Origin of the sequence: Thermosipho affectus (genome assembly GCF_001990485.1) — a bacterium.
Taxonomy (GTDB): Bacteria; Thermotogota; Thermotogae; order Thermotogales; family Fervidobacteriaceae; genus Thermosipho; species Thermosipho affectus.
Genome location: NZ_LBFC01000018.1, coordinates 242,844 through 257,951, shown reverse-complemented (window position 1 = coordinate 257,951; position 15,108 = coordinate 242,844). Strand labels below are relative to the sequence as shown.

General features: G+C 35.6%; 31 protein-coding genes. All 31 read right to left on the bottom strand.

The genetic code is table 11. From position 1 onward, the window contains the following. Window positions 1–27 precede the first annotated feature (27 nt). Genes rplQ through rpsJ form a run of 31 tightly spaced genes read right to left on the bottom strand, consistent with a single transcriptional unit; the run spans window position 28 to window position 15,065 of the window. A complete protein-coding gene (rplQ, locus tag XJ44_RS05670) occupies window positions 28–411 on the bottom strand; it encodes a 50S ribosomal protein L17 (protein WP_077198351.1) in 384 nt (127 codons plus the stop codon). A 1-nt stretch (window position 412) separates the two neighbouring features. After that, on the bottom strand, window positions 413–1,399 hold the full coding sequence (locus XJ44_RS05665; protein WP_075666027.1) for a DNA-directed RNA polymerase subunit alpha: 987 nt from the start codon (window positions 1,397–1,399) through the stop codon (window positions 413–415). Window positions 1,400–1,405: 6 nt separating this feature from the next. Then, window positions 1,406–2,035: a 30S ribosomal protein S4 gene (gene rpsD, locus XJ44_RS05660; protein WP_075666026.1), complete on the bottom strand. Its 630-nt coding sequence runs from the start codon at window positions 2,033–2,035 to the stop codon at window positions 1,406–1,408. 13 nt (window positions 2,036–2,048) lie between these two features. Beyond that, window positions 2,049–2,438 (bottom strand): 30S ribosomal protein S11, encoded by a 390-nt coding sequence (rpsK, locus tag XJ44_RS05655; RefSeq protein ID WP_075666025.1) that lies wholly within the window; start codon window positions 2,436–2,438, stop codon window positions 2,049–2,051. Window positions 2,439–2,450: 12 nt separating this feature from the next. Further along, window positions 2,451–2,819: a 30S ribosomal protein S13 gene (gene rpsM, locus XJ44_RS05650; RefSeq protein WP_075666024.1), complete on the bottom strand. Its 369-nt coding sequence runs from the start codon at window positions 2,817–2,819 to the stop codon at window positions 2,451–2,453. A 12-nt stretch (window positions 2,820–2,831) separates the two neighbouring features. Beyond that, window positions 2,832–2,948, bottom strand: coding sequence for a 50S ribosomal protein L36 (gene rpmJ / locus XJ44_RS05645; RefSeq protein ID WP_012057198.1), 117 nt, complete (start codon window positions 2,946–2,948; stop codon window positions 2,832–2,834). An 18-nt stretch (window positions 2,949–2,966) separates the two neighbouring features. Continuing rightward, on the bottom strand, window positions 2,967–3,191 hold the full coding sequence (gene infA, locus XJ44_RS05640; protein ID WP_075666023.1) for a translation initiation factor IF-1: 225 nt from the start codon (window positions 3,189–3,191) through the stop codon (window positions 2,967–2,969). Between the two features lie 5 nt (window positions 3,192–3,196). Further along, window positions 3,197–3,949, bottom strand: coding sequence for a type I methionyl aminopeptidase (gene map / locus XJ44_RS05635; protein WP_077198350.1), 753 nt, complete (start codon window positions 3,947–3,949; stop codon window positions 3,197–3,199). Between the two features lie 5 nt (window positions 3,950–3,954). Further along, a complete protein-coding gene (locus tag XJ44_RS05630) occupies window positions 3,955–4,599 on the bottom strand; it encodes an adenylate kinase (RefSeq protein ID WP_077198349.1) in 645 nt (214 codons plus the stop codon). A 4-nt stretch (window positions 4,600–4,603) separates the two neighbouring features. Beyond that, a complete protein-coding gene (gene secY, locus XJ44_RS05625) occupies window positions 4,604–5,890 on the bottom strand; it encodes a preprotein translocase subunit SecY (RefSeq protein ID WP_075666020.1) in 1,287 nt (428 codons plus the stop codon). 2 nt (window positions 5,891–5,892) lie between these two features. Continuing rightward, complete coding sequence (gene rplO, locus XJ44_RS05620) at window positions 5,893–6,336, bottom strand: 50S ribosomal protein L15 (protein WP_077198348.1); 444 nt, start codon at window positions 6,334–6,336, stop codon at window positions 5,893–5,895. Between the two features lie 15 nt (window positions 6,337–6,351). Then, on the bottom strand, window positions 6,352–6,537 hold the full coding sequence (rpmD, locus tag XJ44_RS05615) for a 50S ribosomal protein L30 (protein WP_075666018.1): 186 nt from the start codon (window positions 6,535–6,537) through the stop codon (window positions 6,352–6,354). A gap of 1 nt (window position 6,538) precedes the next feature. Then, window positions 6,539–7,069 carry a 30S ribosomal protein S5 gene (gene rpsE, locus XJ44_RS05610; RefSeq protein ID WP_075666017.1) on the bottom strand — a complete coding sequence of 177 codons (531 nt, stop codon included), beginning with the start codon at window positions 7,067–7,069 and terminating at the stop codon, window positions 6,539–6,541. Window positions 7,070–7,083: 14 nt separating this feature from the next. Beyond that, on the bottom strand, window positions 7,084–7,452 hold the full coding sequence (gene rplR, locus XJ44_RS05605) for a 50S ribosomal protein L18 (RefSeq protein WP_077198347.1): 369 nt from the start codon (window positions 7,450–7,452) through the stop codon (window positions 7,084–7,086). A 15-nt stretch (window positions 7,453–7,467) separates the two neighbouring features. Beyond that, complete coding sequence (rplF, locus tag XJ44_RS05600) at window positions 7,468–8,022, bottom strand: 50S ribosomal protein L6 (RefSeq protein WP_077198346.1); 555 nt, start codon at window positions 8,020–8,022, stop codon at window positions 7,468–7,470. Between the two features lie 13 nt (window positions 8,023–8,035). Continuing rightward, on the bottom strand, window positions 8,036–8,440 hold the full coding sequence (gene rpsH / locus XJ44_RS05595) for a 30S ribosomal protein S8 (protein ID WP_075666014.1): 405 nt from the start codon (window positions 8,438–8,440) through the stop codon (window positions 8,036–8,038). 15 nt (window positions 8,441–8,455) lie between these two features. After that, complete coding sequence (locus XJ44_RS05590; protein WP_075666013.1) at window positions 8,456–8,641, bottom strand: type Z 30S ribosomal protein S14; 186 nt, start codon at window positions 8,639–8,641, stop codon at window positions 8,456–8,458. A gap of 12 nt (window positions 8,642–8,653) precedes the next feature. Beyond that, on the bottom strand, window positions 8,654–9,202 hold the full coding sequence (gene rplE / locus XJ44_RS05585) for a 50S ribosomal protein L5 (protein WP_075666012.1): 549 nt from the start codon (window positions 9,200–9,202) through the stop codon (window positions 8,654–8,656). A 13-nt stretch (window positions 9,203–9,215) separates the two neighbouring features. Further along, window positions 9,216–9,536, bottom strand: coding sequence for a 50S ribosomal protein L24 (gene rplX / locus XJ44_RS05580; protein WP_077198345.1), 321 nt, complete (start codon window positions 9,534–9,536; stop codon window positions 9,216–9,218). Window positions 9,537–9,549: 13 nt separating this feature from the next. Further along, on the bottom strand, window positions 9,550–9,918 hold the full coding sequence (gene rplN, locus XJ44_RS05575; RefSeq protein WP_075666010.1) for a 50S ribosomal protein L14: 369 nt from the start codon (window positions 9,916–9,918) through the stop codon (window positions 9,550–9,552). After that, window positions 9,905–10,201 carry a 30S ribosomal protein S17 gene (rpsQ, locus tag XJ44_RS05570; RefSeq protein WP_075666009.1) on the bottom strand — a complete coding sequence of 99 codons (297 nt, stop codon included), beginning with the start codon at window positions 10,199–10,201 and terminating at the stop codon, window positions 9,905–9,907. The genes rplN and rpsQ overlap by 14 nt, the downstream gene beginning before the upstream one ends. Window positions 10,202–10,206: 5 nt before the next feature. Next, window positions 10,207–10,407 (bottom strand): 50S ribosomal protein L29, encoded by a 201-nt coding sequence (gene rpmC, locus XJ44_RS05565; protein ID WP_075666008.1) that lies wholly within the window; start codon window positions 10,405–10,407, stop codon window positions 10,207–10,209. After that, the gene (gene rplP / locus XJ44_RS05560; RefSeq protein WP_075666007.1) at window positions 10,404–10,832 is read right to left on the bottom strand and encodes a 50S ribosomal protein L16; all 429 of its coding nucleotides are present in this window, start codon (window positions 10,830–10,832) and stop codon (window positions 10,404–10,406) included. Before rplP ends, rpmC begins: the two co-directional genes overlap by 4 nt. A gap of 22 nt (window positions 10,833–10,854) precedes the next feature. Then, window positions 10,855–11,484, bottom strand: a complete 630-nt coding sequence (rpsC, locus tag XJ44_RS05555; RefSeq protein WP_075666006.1) for a 30S ribosomal protein S3 — start codon at window positions 11,482–11,484, stop codon at window positions 10,855–10,857. 17 nt (window positions 11,485–11,501) lie between these two features. Beyond that, on the bottom strand, window positions 11,502–11,951 hold the full coding sequence (gene rplV, locus XJ44_RS05550; RefSeq protein ID WP_077198344.1) for a 50S ribosomal protein L22: 450 nt from the start codon (window positions 11,949–11,951) through the stop codon (window positions 11,502–11,504). Between the two features lie 14 nt (window positions 11,952–11,965). Then, window positions 11,966–12,253: a 30S ribosomal protein S19 gene (gene rpsS, locus XJ44_RS05545; protein ID WP_077198343.1), complete on the bottom strand. Its 288-nt coding sequence runs from the start codon at window positions 12,251–12,253 to the stop codon at window positions 11,966–11,968. A gap of 15 nt (window positions 12,254–12,268) precedes the next feature. Continuing rightward, the gene (gene rplB / locus XJ44_RS05540; protein WP_077198410.1) at window positions 12,269–13,093 is read right to left on the bottom strand and encodes a 50S ribosomal protein L2; all 825 of its coding nucleotides are present in this window, start codon (window positions 13,091–13,093) and stop codon (window positions 12,269–12,271) included. Between the two features lie 15 nt (window positions 13,094–13,108). Next, the gene (gene rplW / locus XJ44_RS05535; protein WP_075666004.1) at window positions 13,109–13,414 is read right to left on the bottom strand and encodes a 50S ribosomal protein L23; all 306 of its coding nucleotides are present in this window, start codon (window positions 13,412–13,414) and stop codon (window positions 13,109–13,111) included. Then, window positions 13,414–14,079 carry a 50S ribosomal protein L4 gene (rplD, locus tag XJ44_RS05530; RefSeq protein WP_077198342.1) on the bottom strand — a complete coding sequence of 222 codons (666 nt, stop codon included), beginning with the start codon at window positions 14,077–14,079 and terminating at the stop codon, window positions 13,414–13,416. Before rplD ends, rplW begins: the two co-directional genes overlap by 1 nt. A 37-nt stretch (window positions 14,080–14,116) precedes the next feature. Beyond that, window positions 14,117–14,734: a 50S ribosomal protein L3 gene (rplC, locus tag XJ44_RS05525; RefSeq protein WP_075666002.1), complete on the bottom strand. Its 618-nt coding sequence runs from the start codon at window positions 14,732–14,734 to the stop codon at window positions 14,117–14,119. 22 nt (window positions 14,735–14,756) lie between these two features. Further along, window positions 14,757–15,065, bottom strand: a complete 309-nt coding sequence (gene rpsJ, locus XJ44_RS05520; RefSeq protein WP_012057174.1) for a 30S ribosomal protein S10 — start codon at window positions 15,063–15,065, stop codon at window positions 14,757–14,759. Window positions 15,066–15,108 lie beyond the last annotated feature (43 nt).

Below are 15,108 nucleotides of genomic sequence, written 5' to 3'. Positions count from 1 at the left end.
AAAGAGTAAAAAAGGGGGACTTCCCCCTTACTCTTCTATTACAAGTTTTATCAATGACATCTCTGCACCATCGCCTCTTCTTGGACCTATTTTATAAATAGCCGTGTATCCACCTGGCCTATCAAGATATTTTGGTGCAATTTCATCAACGAGTTTATTAACTAATTTTCTATCACCTAATGCTTTGAAAATTTCCCTTCTTAAAGCTACTTCTCTTTCTTTTTTATCTGCCTTTTTCGCCTTTATTGCCTTTGTCATTAATTTTTCAAAAAATTCTTGTGCCGCTTTTGCCTTTTTGGTGGTAGTAATTATACTACCATGTTCTATAATTTCCCTTGATAAATTTCTTAGCAAGGATCTTCTATGACTTCCATATCTTCCAATTCTATGTTTTTTCATTCTGTGTCTCATTTCATTCTTCCTCCCTTCCAAAGCTTATTCCAAACTTTTCCTTCAGCTTTTCTTTTACCTCATCTAGGGATTTTTGTCCGAAGTTTTTAATTTTTAACAATTCATCTTCTCCTCTTTCAAGCAAATCTCCTATTGTCTCTATTTTATCCCTCTTTAAACAATTTAATGCTCTCATGGACAGATCTAGCTCATCTATCTTTCTACTTAAAACATCATCTTCATCTACCATTTCTTCAATCACTTCTGTGTTTGTAGTTTCAATTACAATTGCATTATCTTCCATATCACCAAAACTTTCTTCAATTAACTTAAAGTGATCATTTATTATCTTAACAGATTGTTTTAATGCTTCTATAGGTTTTATATTTTTCTTAGTCCAGATTTCTAAAATCAATTTATCATAGTCAGTCTTTTTACCAACCCTAACATTCTCAACTTTCCAATTAACCTTAAGAACAGGGTTGTATACTCCATCCAAAACAATCCATCCTATATCTGGTTTCTCATTTCTTTCTGCAGCTGGCACAAAACCTTTACCTATCGTTGCATACATCTTTATTTCAATATCCGCATCTTCATTTGCAGTTGCAATGTGTAGATTTGGATTTGCGACTGTTACCCCTGCAGGCACAATAATATCCCCAGCTTTAATTTCTCCTTCTCCTTTGTGCTGAATACTCAACTCTACTGGACTTTCTATGTAACTTTCCATCTTTAGTTGTACTTTCTTTAAATTTAAAAGTATCTCTATTATATCTTCTTTTATCCCTTCTATAGTGTCAAATTCATGGTATTTTTCTGGTCTTACAAACTTTACATCCGTTATCACAAGTGATGGGATGGAAGAAAGCAAAACCCTTCTTAATGTATTCCCTATAGTTGTAGCGTATCCTTTTTCCAGCGGAAAAAGAACAAACCGGGCATAATAATGTTCATCCGCTTCCGAATGATCTTCCATTTTAAGACCTTTAGGCATAATAAAATCCATAATTTATCACCTCGAGTACAATTCGATAATTGCTTGTACGTCAACTGGAAGATCAATAACTTCTTCTAGTTTTGGATGTCTTTCATAAACCCCTTTATAATTATCAAAATCCACTGAAACCCATGGCATTCTATTTTTATCTTTATTCAATTCTATTGCATTTTTAATTGGCAAAATATCCCTACTTTTTTCCCTTACTTCAATCACATCTCCCGGTCTAACTTGATAAGATGGAATCGTTACTTTTCTTCCATTAACCATAAAATGTCCGTGATTTACAAGCTGCCTTGCAGTTGTTCTATTAACTGCAAATCCCAACCTATACACTACGTTATCGAGTCTTCTTTCCACCTGTATAACAAGATTTTCACGGGTATCCCCCGTTTTTTTAGCAGCAGTCTCATAATATCTTCTAAATTGTGCCTCAAGTACCCCATATATCCTTTTCATAGTTTGTTTTGCCCTTAATTGTATACCATATTGCGTTAACTTCTTCTTGTCTCTTCCATGATCACCTGGAGCAAAAGGTCTCCTATCAAACGCACATTTATCAGTAAAGCACCTTTCGCCTTTCAGGTACAACTTCATTCCTTCGCGCCTGCAAAGTTTACATTGTGGACCTGTATATCTAGCCATTTATTTCCCTCCCTTAAACTCTTTTCTTCTTTGGCCTACAGCCATTAAATGGAATAGGTGTAACGTCTTTAATAATCCCAATTTCAAGTCCCGCTGCTTGGAAAGTCCTAATTGCAGCTTCTCTTCCTGAACCTGGTCCTTTAACCAAAATATCAACTTTTTTCATACCAAGTTTTACCGCTTCTTTGGCAACTTGATCTGCTGCAAGTTGCGCTGCATAAGGCGTTCCCTTTCTTGTTCCTTGGAATCCTGCAGTTCCTCCACTTCCCCAGGTGATTACTTTTCCATCTGGATCGGTTAAGGTAATAATAGTGTTGTTGTATGTTGACTTAATATGTACAACGCCACGATCAACAGATATTTTCTTTTTCCTTTTAACAACCCTACGCGTTTTTTTTGCCATTTATGTCCCTCCTTATTTTTTCTTCTTAATTCTACTTGGTCTTGGACCTTTTCTCGTTCTTGCATTAGATTTTGTCTTTTGACCTCTTACTGGTAACCCCAATTTATGCCTTAATCCTCTATAGCATCCTATATCGATTAACCTCTTTATATTTTGCATTACTTCTGATCTTAATTCACCTTCAACTTTAAAGTTCTGTTGAATAAATGTGGCTATTTTACTAATTTCTTCATCATTTAATTCTCTTACTCTTTTATTTGGATCCACATTTGTTGCTTCACATACTAATTTCGCTCTAGTCCTACCAATACCATATATATAAGTAAGAGCAATTTCTACCTTCTTATCATTTGGTATTTCAACACCAACAATACGAGCCATCTATCTCCCTCCTCAACCTTGCTTCTGATTGTGCTTTGGATTCACCTTACAAATAACGTAAACTCTACCTTTTCTTTTTATTATTTTACAATGCTCACATCTTTTCTTTACAGATGATTGTACTTTCATGGCACTCTCTCCTTTCTTCTATGACTTTTTCCTGTAAACTATTCTTCCCTTGGTTAAATCATAAATTGTTAACTCAACTACTACTTTATCTCCTGGTACTAATCTTATAAAATTTCTTCTCATCTTTCCACTAATATGTGCCAAAATCTTATGACCGTTCTCTAATTCTACTCTGAACATAGCATTTGGCAAAGCTTCGACAATGGTACCCTCCATCTTTATAATATCTTCCTTATTTGACAATCTTATCACCCCACCTGGGTTAAAACTTCACATCCGTCTTTTTTTACTAACAAAGTATGTTCAAAATGAGCTGCTCTTTTTCCATCAACTGTAACCACAGTCCACCCATCTTCTAAAATTGCTACGTGCCAGCCGCCTTCAGTAACCATAGGTTCTATTGCAATAGTCATACCCTCTCTTAATATTACACCCGTTCCTTTTTTTCCGTAATTTGGAATCTGTGGATCTTCATGGAGCTTCCTTCCAACCCCGTGACCTACAAAATCCCTTACCACATTGAACCCATTAGATTCCACATATTTTTGTATTTCATGAGAAATATCTCCTAGTTTTATACCCGCTCTTAATATTTCAACTGCTATATTCAATGCTTCTCTTGTTGTCTCAACTAACTTCTTCCCAACTTCATCGGTATCACCTATTATATACGTGTAAGCACCATCACCATAATACCCATCGTATATTGCACCTACATCTAACGAAACTATATCACCTTTTTTAAATACCTTCTTCTTCAATGGAAATCCATGTATAACTTCATCATTTACAGAAACAGTAGTAATATATGGGTAACCGTGATAACCTTTAAACGCCGGAGTACATTTTAACTCTTTCAAAATCTTCTCGGCCAAAACCTCTAAATCCCATGCAGTTGCACCAACTTTTGCAACTTTTTCTGCTTCTTTCAATATTGTAGCCACCGCTTGTGAAGCTACTTTTATCTTTTCAATTTCTTCTTTGTTTTTAATGTAAATCAATTCTTTCACCTTCTGATAATATTTAATACTTCTTTTATTACTGAATCAACATCCATACTACCATCCACTGTAAAAAGTTTGTTATCTTTTCGATAATATTCTATTACAGGAAATGTGTTTTCCATATAAACTTTATATCTTTTTCTTACAACTTCTTCTCTGTCATCTTCTCTTTGATATAACTCCCCACCACAAACATCACACTTTCCATTAACCTTAGGAGGAAGAGTTATTAAGTTATAAATCTTGCCACAATTTTTACAAATTCTTCTATTGCTAATTCTCTCAACAACAACCTCTTCACTTGCTTCAAAATATATTGCATACCCAAGTTCCCTTCCAAGTTTCTTCAATATTTCATCTAAAGCTTTAGCCTGAGCAACTGTTCTTGGAAATCCGTCTAATATAAATCCTTTTTTACAATCATATTTTGAAAGCCTTTCTTTTACAATTGTATTTGTCAAATCATCTGGTACAAGTTCTCCACGTTTTAATATTTCTTCTACTTTTTTACCTAGATCACTTTTAGAAGCTATCTCTTCTCTAAATATATCTCCAGTTGATATATGCGGAATATTTAATATATTTGCCAATTTTTTTGCATAAGTTCCTTTACCAGCCCCAGGAGGCCCCAGGAAGACAATATTCATATTCTCATCTCCTTCCTGGGAGTTTTCCTTTTTTAACAAATCCTTCGTAATTTCTCATAATAAGGTGCGCTTCCATTTGTTGAGCTATGTCAAGTGCCACACCAACAGCAATCAATGCACTCGTACCACCAAGCCATATGCTAACTCCCGTAACACCTTGAACCAAGTAAGGAACAAGTGCAATTGCAACTAAGAATAATGCCCCAACAAAAGTTATCCTATTCAAAACCCTTGTAATATATTGCTCAGTTGGTTTTCCCGGTCTAATACCTGGTATGTATCCACCATAACTCTTTATATTTTGTGCTATATCTTTTGGATCAAATACAACAACACTGTAGAAATACGTAAAAAAGAAAATCAAAACAGCATAAATAGTTATCACAAGTGGACTAGTCATTGAAAATAATGATTTTAAAGTTTCAGAACTTGTAAATTGTGCTATACCAACTGGTATAGAAACTATTGCCCAACCAAATATAATTGGAATAACTCCACTGTGATTCACCTTGATTGGAATGTGAGTTGAAGTCCCACCATATATCCTTCTTCCAACCATTCTGGATGCGTATTGTACTACTATTCTTCTTTCGGCTTGTTGTACATATATAATACCAATAACCATTAAGAACATTACTCCAAGCAAGAAAATCCATTCAAATATGTTTAATCCGCCAAGTACCGCTGTTCTAAAATATGCTGGATATCTTGCAACAATTCCCGCAAATATCAAAACACTAATACCATTTCCTATACCTTTTTCCGTTATCCTATCACCAATCCACAATAAGAACATAGTACCAGCTAGCAATGTCATAGTAGATAAAAGTGTAAATGTCCATAAAGGAATAACTAACACATTCTCAAAACTTCTTGCAAGACCAAATGAAACCACAAATCCCTGTAATGCACCAAGTATAACGGTCAAATTTCTAGTAATTCTTTGAAATTTCTTTCTTCCCTCTTCACCTTCTTTTAATAACTCTTTTAAAGAAGGAATAACTGAAGATAGAAGTTGCAAAATAATCGATGCGTTTATATATGGTGTAACACTCATTGCAAATATTGAAAACCTTCTAAATGCTCCACCTGTAAAGACATCATAAAAACTCATCAAACCTCCAGCAGCACCCGTTCCCATTTGAGAAAACGCAACCCCCCATGCCTTCAAGTTCACCCCAGGAACCGGAATGTAAATTCCGAGCCTAAAGACTATAAGCATTAGTAACGTGAAAATTATTCTATCTCTAAGTTCAGGTATTTTAAAAGCGTTTTTTAATGCCTTCCACATTGTTAAATCACCTCTGCCTTGCCGCCAACGGCTTCTATCTTCCTCCTGGCACTTGAACTAAAGGCATGGGCAATTACCGTTAATGGTTTTGTTATTTCACCATTTCCTAGTATTTTTACTCCATCATTAATTTTCTTAATTAAACCTTTTTCCATTAATTTATCAGGTGTTACTTCTTCTCCTGATTCAAAATACTTCTCAAGTTGCTCAACATTTACTACTGTGTAAATCTTTTTAGCAAAGTTTTTAAATCCAAATTTTGGTAATCTTCTGTGCAAAGGTGTCTGACCACCCTCAAACCAAATATGAACTTTTCCTCTTCCCCTTGCTTTTTGACCTTTGTGTCCCTTTCCAGAAGTTTTTCCTTTTCCAGAACCTATTCCTCTACCTACTCTTGTTCTTTTTTTCATAGAACCAGGAGTCGGTTTTATATCGGATAATCTCATATTATATTACCTCCCTTATTCCTCTATTTCTTCAACTTTAACCAAATGTCTTACCTTTCTAATCATACCTCTAATTTGAGGAATATCTTCTTTAATCACCGTTGAATTTAACTTTCTCAAACCAAGTCTTTTAACTGTATCTTTTTGATCATATTTGTATCCAATAGGACTTTTAACCAAGGTTATTTTTAACTTTTTCATATTAACCCTCCTTCTTTACACCATAAATAACTTCTTTTGGAGTTATATCTCTTAATTCAGCTATTTTCTCCAAGGATAGGAGGTTTTTCAAACCATTAACCGTTGCTTGAGCCAAAACAACTGGATTGGTTGAACCACTTGATTTTGTCAATATATTGTGAATACCGGCCAATTCAACAATAGCACGTACTGTTCCATTTGAGATAATACCTGTACCTGGTGCAGCTGGTTTTAACAAAACTTTCGCTGCATCTTGTCTTCCAACAATTTCATGAGGAATCGTACCGTTATGAATTGATACCTTAAATACGTTTCTTCTTGCAGCTGATAAAGCTTTTCTTATAGCATCTGGTACTTCTCTTGCTTTTCCAACGCCAACTCCTACTTTTCCATTTCTATTTCCAACAACGGCTAACACCCTAAAGGAAAGATTTTTCCCACCCTTTGTAACTTTTGTAGTCCTTCTAATTTCCACTATTCTTTCTTCGAAATCTTCACCCGTTGCCTTTATTTTCTGTGCAATATCTGCCATTCAGTGCACCTCCCTTAAAATTCCAAGCCTGCTTCTCTAGCACCTTCAGCAAGTTCTGCAATTCTTCCGTGATATCTGTATCCACCTCTATCAAAAACCACTTTCTTGATACCTTTTTCGATTGCTCTTTTACCAATTAACTTTCCAACTTCACGTGCTGCCTCTTTATTCCAAGTCTTTTTCAAAATTTCCTTCAATTCCTTATCTAAAGTTGATGCTGCTACCAATGTATGCCCTTTATCATCATCTATGACCTGTGCATATATGTGTTTCTCACTTTTATATACGCACAACCTTGGCCTTTCAGCTGTACCGTGAATTTTTTTTCTTATACTTAAGTGTCTCTTTTTCCTTCTCCAATTTCTATTTTCTCTTTTTATCATCTCAGTGTACCCCCTTTATGCTTTCTTTCCTTCTTTCAATCTTACTACTTCTCCTACGTATCTAATACCTTTTCCTGAATATACGTTAGGTTCTCTCCACCTTCTTATATCCGCTGCCACTTGCCCTACTCTTTGTTTATCAATTCCGCTCACTATTATTTTATTTGGACTTGGGACTTCCACTGTAACATCAGATGGTATTTCCATTTCAACAGGATGCGCATATCCGAGGTTCATAACCAATTTTTTCCCTTGCAACTGTGCTCTGTAACCTATTCCAACAATTTCTAATTCCTTTTTAAATCCTTGTGTAACACCAATAACCATGTTATTAAACAATCTCCAGTATGTACCTGTAAACATTTTCATTTTCTTTAAGTCTGACTTTCTTTTCATAAATTCAACGTTTGGTTTTACATTAACTTCATTTTCATTAATCTCGACTTTAACATAAGGTAAAAATTCTTGCGACAACTCACCTTTTGGACCTTTAACCTTAAAAACATTTCCTTCAACCTTAACTTCTACGCCATTTGGTATCACTATAGGTTTATTTGCTATACGGGACATTGAGTACACCTCCTTACCAGATATAGGCGATTACTTCTCCGCCAACTCCAATTTCTCTTGCCATTTTGTCAGTCATAACGCCTTTAGAAGTTGTTAAAATTGCTATTCCTAATCCATTTTTAACCTTTGGAAGATGATCTTTATCCACATAAATCCTTCTTCCTGGCTTTGAAATTCTAACAATTCCGTGAATTACTCTTTCTCTATTTCTCCTTGTACCTTTGTATTTCATTTGAATTCTGATGATTCCTTGTTTCCCATCCTCAATATATGTGTAATCTTTAATAAATCCTTCTGTTTTCAAAATTTCAGCTATTGCTTTCTTTAAATTTGATGCTGGAACATCTACTTGTTCTTTTAATGCAACGTTAGCATTTCTTATTCGAGTGAGCATGTCAGCTATTGGATCGCTCCACATTGTATTCCCCTCCTTTTACCATGTTGCCTTCCTAACTCCCGGGAGTTTTCCCTCGTTGGCCATTTTTCTAAAACAAACCCTACATACACCAAATTCTCTATAAACAGAATGTGCACGTCCACATATCTTACATCTTGTATACTCTCTTGTTTTAAATTTTTTGGGTTTCTTCCATCTTTCTACAAGACCTTTTCTTGCCATATTTAAACCTCCTTATTGTCTTTTAAAAGGAAATCCAAAGAGTTCAAGTAACTTCCTAGCTTCCTCATCGGTTTTTGCTGTTGTGACAATTACAATATCCATACCTTGTACTCTTCTTACTTGATCAGGAGAAATCTCTGGAAATACCAATTGTTCTGTCAAACCAAATGAGTAGTTTCCCCTTCCATCAAAACCATTTGGATTCAATCCCCTAAAGTCTCTAACTTTTGGCAGTACAAGATTAATGAGCTTATACAAAAAGTTGTACATATTGATTCCTCTTAAAGTAACTTTCAATCCTATTGGCATACCTTTTCTTATTTTAAAATTAGATATACTCTTTTTTGCTCTTGTTACCACAGGTTTTTGACCTGCAATTAAAGCTAATTCCTTTGCGTGGATATCTATAACATCTTTATTTCTTGAACCTTCACCAATTCCCATATTTATAACTATCTTTTCCAATCTTGGAACTTGGTGAATGTTTTTATAGCCAAATTCTTTCATCATTGCATTTCTAATTTCTTTTTCATATTTTTCCTTTAATGGTATGTACTGCATGCTCTATGCCTCCTTACTTATCTATGACTTCTCCGCATTTCTTACAGTACCTTACTTTTTTACCGTCTTCTAAGAATTTAAATCCAACTCTTGTAGCATTTCCACAACTTGGACACACTAATGCAACCTTTGAAACATATATAGGAGCCTCTTTCTCAATTATTCCTCCTTGCCTCATCTGTGCATTTGGCCTTTGATGTCTTTTTACAATATTTACCCCTCTGACTATAACCTTATCCTCTTTTGGAATCACTGTAATTACTTCACCTGTTTTTCCCTTGTCCTTTCCAGATAATACCTTTACCATATCTCCTTTTCTTATTTTTCTTGCCACTGCACATCACCCCTTAAAATACTTCCGGCGCTAAGGAGACTATTTTCATAAAACCTTTTTCTCTTAATTCCTTTGCCACTGGTCCAAAAACACGTGTCCCCTTAGGCTCGTTATATTTATCAATCACAACAGCAGCATTATCATCAAAACGAATATATGAACCATCAGGTCTTCTTATTTCTTTTTTCGTTCTAACAATAACCGCTTTAACTACATCACCTTTTTTTAAATCTCCATTTGGAACTGCATCTCTTACGCTGCAGACAACAATATCTCCAACCGTTCCCCATTTCCTTCTGGAACCACCCATTACCCTAATTACCCTTAAAAGTTTTGCACCTGAGTTATCAGCCACGTTGAGGTAGCTTTCATTGATTATCATTGTTACTACCTCCTTCCGCATCTTCTACTTCTTCTGTAAATACAGACCTTTCGATTATTCTCAACACTTTCCATCTTTTGAGCTTACTCAAAGGTCTTGACTCAATAATTTCAACGGTATCTCCTACTCTGCATTCGTTATTTTCATCATGCGCATAATATTTTTTTGTCCTCTTTATATATTTACCCACTCTCGGGTGTTTTACCAACGTACTAACGGAAACAACAACCGTCTTATCCATCTTATCGCTTACAACTTCACCTACAAGTCTTTTCTTTGGCATGTCAATTACCTCCTTACACCCAATTCTCTTTCCCTGAGAATTGTTTTGATTCTTGCTATATCTTTTCTAGTCTTTGATATCTGACTATAATCATTTAGTTGACCTAGTACATTCTGAAACCTCAAGTTCATGAGAGTTCTTTTCTTTTCCTCTAACAAATTCATTAATTCTTCATTTGTAAGATTTCTAAGTTCAGCAGCCTTCATACTGCTTCACCACCTATCTCATGTCTTTTTACTATTTTTGTTCTAATTGGAAGTTTTGTTGCAGCATATTCAAGTGCTTCTCTTGCTAATTCTTCACTTACTCCACCAATCTCAAACATTATCCTCCCAGGTTTCACTACTGCTACCCATCCTTCAACGTTACCTTTTCCCTTTCCAAGCTTACTCTCTGCCGGGTGTTTTGTATACGATTTATCTGGAAAAATCCTAATCCATAACTTTCCTGACTTTTTCAAAGTCCTCGTAATAGCAATTCTACATGCTTCAATCTGTTGTGCAGTAATCCAATGAGGTTCAAGCGCTTTCAAACCATATTCACCAAATGCAACTAATGCTCCACCTTTTGCTTTACCCTTCATTCTTCCCCTATGCTGTTTTCTGTACTTTACTCTCTTTGGCATCAACATGTCGTACTACCTCCTTTAGACGTCAGATATCGGCGTCGCCTTTATAAATCCATACTTTTATACCTATCGTACCGTATTTTGTTTCTGCTCTCGCAGTCCCATAATCTATTATAGATCTAATCGTTTGAAGTGGTAATCTTCCTTTCAAATACCATTCTGTTCTTGCAATTTCAGCACCTGCTAATCTTCCAGAAACCATTATTTTTATACCTTTTGCACCTTTTCTCATTGCGTTAAATATTGCCCTTTTCATAACGACTTTATACGAAGCACGTTTTTCAATTCTATTTGCGATATTTTCCGCAACAAGCTGTGCATCCACTTCAGGTAATTTTATTTCCTCAACATTTACAATAAATCTCCTATTGAATCTTGTCTCCAACTCTTTCCTTAATTCAGTGATTTCTGCACCTTTTTTACCTATTATTATACCAGGTCTTGCCGTCTTTATAATCGCAATAACTCTCTCTGAATCTGGTCTTTCAATTACTATTTCGCTAATTCCTGCGTGAGAGTATTTTGATTTTATTACCTTTCTTATTTCTTCATCTTCTAACAAATATTCTTTGTAATTTTTTTCGTTGAACCAAGTTGCTTGCCAATCAGTTGTTATCCCGAGCCTAAAGCCACGTGGATGAACTTTTTGACCCACCTTACCACCTCACCTTTCTATTTCTTTTCATCAATTGCAGCCTTCTCGGCTTCCCTATCTCTAACTATTACTGTTATATGAGACATCCTCTTTTGTATTATGTCCGCGCTTCCTCTTCCCCTTGGCCAAAGTCTTTTCATTCTAGGACCATCGTTTACATAACAGGTGTAAACGTACAAATTTTCTTCATTTAATCCGTGATTATTAACTGCATTCGCTACTGCTGATTTTAACACATTTTTTATTATTCGTGCAGCTTTTTTAGGAGAAAATTCAAGAATTGTAAACGCTTCTGAAACATTTTTCCCTTTTATTGAATTTGCAACACTTCTAGCTTTTCTAGGTGAAATTCTTATATACTTTGCAACAGCCTTTGCTTCATAGACGGGCATCGATGCTAATTTTTCTTTCCTTGCTCTATGAAATTTAGAACGTTTCATTCCATTTCTCTTTATGAGAACTTGCATTGCTTCCACCCTCCTCACTTTTTAACCTGACCCTTACTTGCTGACTTATCTGCGTGCCCTCCAAATCTTCTGGTAAAGGAAAATTCTCCCAATCTGTGTCCTACCATATTTTCCGTAATATAAACCGGGATATGTTTTAATCCATTGTAAACTGCTATTGTATGCCCAACCATTTCTGGTACTATCATACTTGCCCTACTCCATGTTTTTACTATCTTTTTTTCTCCTGCTTCGTTCAACTGTCTTATTTTCTTTAATAATTTGGGATCTACATAAGGTCCCTTTTTCGTGGACCTACCCATTATTGCACCTCCTCATCAACCATTTCTTCTTCTAACAATCAATTTATCTGATGCTTTTTTACCTCTTCTTGTTTTGTATCCTTTTGCCAATTGACCCCATGGACTTTGTGGATGGTGGCCTTTTCCTCTACCTTCACCTCCACCATGTGGGTGATCAACTGGATTCATTGCAACCCCTCTTACATGTGGCTTTCTACCTTTCCATCTAACCCTACCTGCTTTACCATCTACTTCATTCTTGTGTTCTTCATTGCCAACAACACCAATAGTTGCATAACATTTTACTGGAACTTTTCTTAATTCCCCTGAAGGCATCTTTAACAACGCATATTTACCTTCTTTTGCCATTAATTGACACGATGTTCCTGCCGAACGTGCAATTTGTCCACCTTTTCCAGGTATAAATTCCACATTGTGAATAACCGTACCAACGGGAATATTTTCAAGTGGCAAAGCATTTCCAGGTTTAATTTCTGCATCCGGACCATTCATAATTGTATCGCCAACATTCAACCCTTGTGGAGCCAATATATATCTTTTTTCACCATCAGCATATACAAGTAAAGCTATTCTAGCTGTTCTGTTTGGATCATATTCTATTGATACTACTCTCGCAGGCACACCAACTTTATTTCTTTTAAAATCTATTATCCTATATCTTCTCTTATGGCCGCCACCTCTAAACCTAACAGTAATTCTACCATAATTGTTTCTTCCACCCGTTTTTTTAAGTGGAACAACCAATGATCTTTCTGGTTCTTTTTTTGTTATCTCAGAAAAATCTGGTATTATCATCTGTCTACGAGCAGGGCTTGTTGGTTTAAATCTTTTAAGACCCATCATTTTTCACCCCTTTTAATGTTCTCCTTCTAATTCTTTAATTGTATAACCTTCTTTAAGTGTCACTATAGCTTTTTTCCACGATCTAGTATAACCTTCCCTAGCCATTGCTCCTCTTCTTAAATCTCTCTTTGGTTTTGGTTTAACATTAACAACATTGACTTTTTTTACCTTCACATTAAACAACTTTTCAATTGCCTCTTTTATTTGTGGTTTATTGGCATCCTTTGCAACCTCAAAAACATACTTCCTATCTTCTCTTGCATAATATGCCTTTTCACTTACAATTGGTCTAATGATTATATCTGCATAATTTTTCATTATCCCAGCACCTCCTCAATCTTCTGGACAGTACTTTGGAGGAGCACAAGCTTATCATGATTTAAAATATCGTATACATTCAACCCATCGATATTAACTCTATCGACTCCTGGATTGTCCGCAATTAATACTTTAATCCCAGGAATATTTCGTCCAGAAATTTTTACATTCTCGTATTTATTCTCTTTTTTAGGAAGAACAATTAAAACTTTTTGATTTTCAAGTCCCAAATTCTTCAAAACTTCCGTCAAGTCTTTTGTTCTAGGCTTTTCAAACTTAATATCATCAACTACAACTAGATTATTCTCTTTTAATCTCAAGGACAAAGCTGATTTTAAAGCAAGCCTTTTCATTTTCTTATTTAACCTTTTAAAATAAACTTTGGGCTTTGGACCATGTGCAACTCCACCGTGTCTCCAATGAGGTGCTCTTATAGAACCTTGTCTTGCCCTTCCCGTGTGCTTTTGAATCCATGGTTTTCTTCCTCCACCGGAAACCTCTCCACGAGTCTTCGTTGACGCAGTCCCCGCTCTTGCGTTTGTAAGTTGCATGTCAATATAACGCCACATAACATCTTGGTTTGGTTCAATTGAAAAAACCTCATCTTTTAATTCAATTGTACCAATGTTTTCACCTTTGATATTAAACAAATCAACTTTTGCCATCCCCAATGCCTCCTTTTTTCATTTTCGAGGCCTGCTCTTATCCTCTCTTTGCAGATCTAATGAGGACAAGGCCGCCTCTCGCTCCTGGGACGCCACCTTTAACCGCTATTAAATTGTTCTCAACATCTATTTTAACAACTTCTGAATTCAAAATTGTTACGCGTTCGTTACCATATTGTCCCGGCATCTTTTTACCTTTGAAAATTCTTGCAGGCTCTGAGTGTTGACCAACTGAACCTAACTCTCTATGGAATTTCGCGCCGTGAGACTTTGGACCTCCTCTAAAGCCCCATCTTTTCATAGCACCAGCAAATCCTCTACCTTTTGACCATCCTGTAATATCTATCTTATCACCTTCTGAAAAAATATCAACCTTTATTTCTTGACCCAAATCAAAATTTTCGGGATTATCTACTCTGAATTCTTTCAAGACTTTTAATGGTTTTACTCCTGCTTTTTTGAAAACACCTTCCATAGGTTTATTTACCTTCTTTGCTTCTTCAAATCCCAATTGTATAGCATTGTAACCATCTGTTTCAACGGTTTTCTTTTGCACTACAAAACATGGTCCAGCTTTAATCACAGTAACAGGAACAACCTTATCACCTACGAAAACTCGTGTCATTCCCAATTTTCTTCCAATAATCATTTTCATAACTAGCACCTCCAAGTTTGAATCACAAGTTGATTTCAACGTCAACTCCAGCAGGAAGATTTATTTTCATAAGCGCATCAATAGTTTTTGGTGATGGTTCTAATATATCAATCATTCTCTTGTGTACTCTTTTTTCAAATTGTTCCCTTGAATCTTTATGTTTCAAAGGAGATCTTAAGACAACATATAAAGTTCTTTCCGTTGGCAAAGGTACTGGTCCAGAAACCTTTGCATTTGTTTGTTTTACAACTTCCACTATTTTTTTTGCAGACTCATCAAGAAGTTTATGATCATATGCCTTCAACCTAATTCTTATCTTCTGTCCTGGCATCTTGTTCCCTCCCTTTTTATTTCAGGAAGAAAGGGGGTTACCC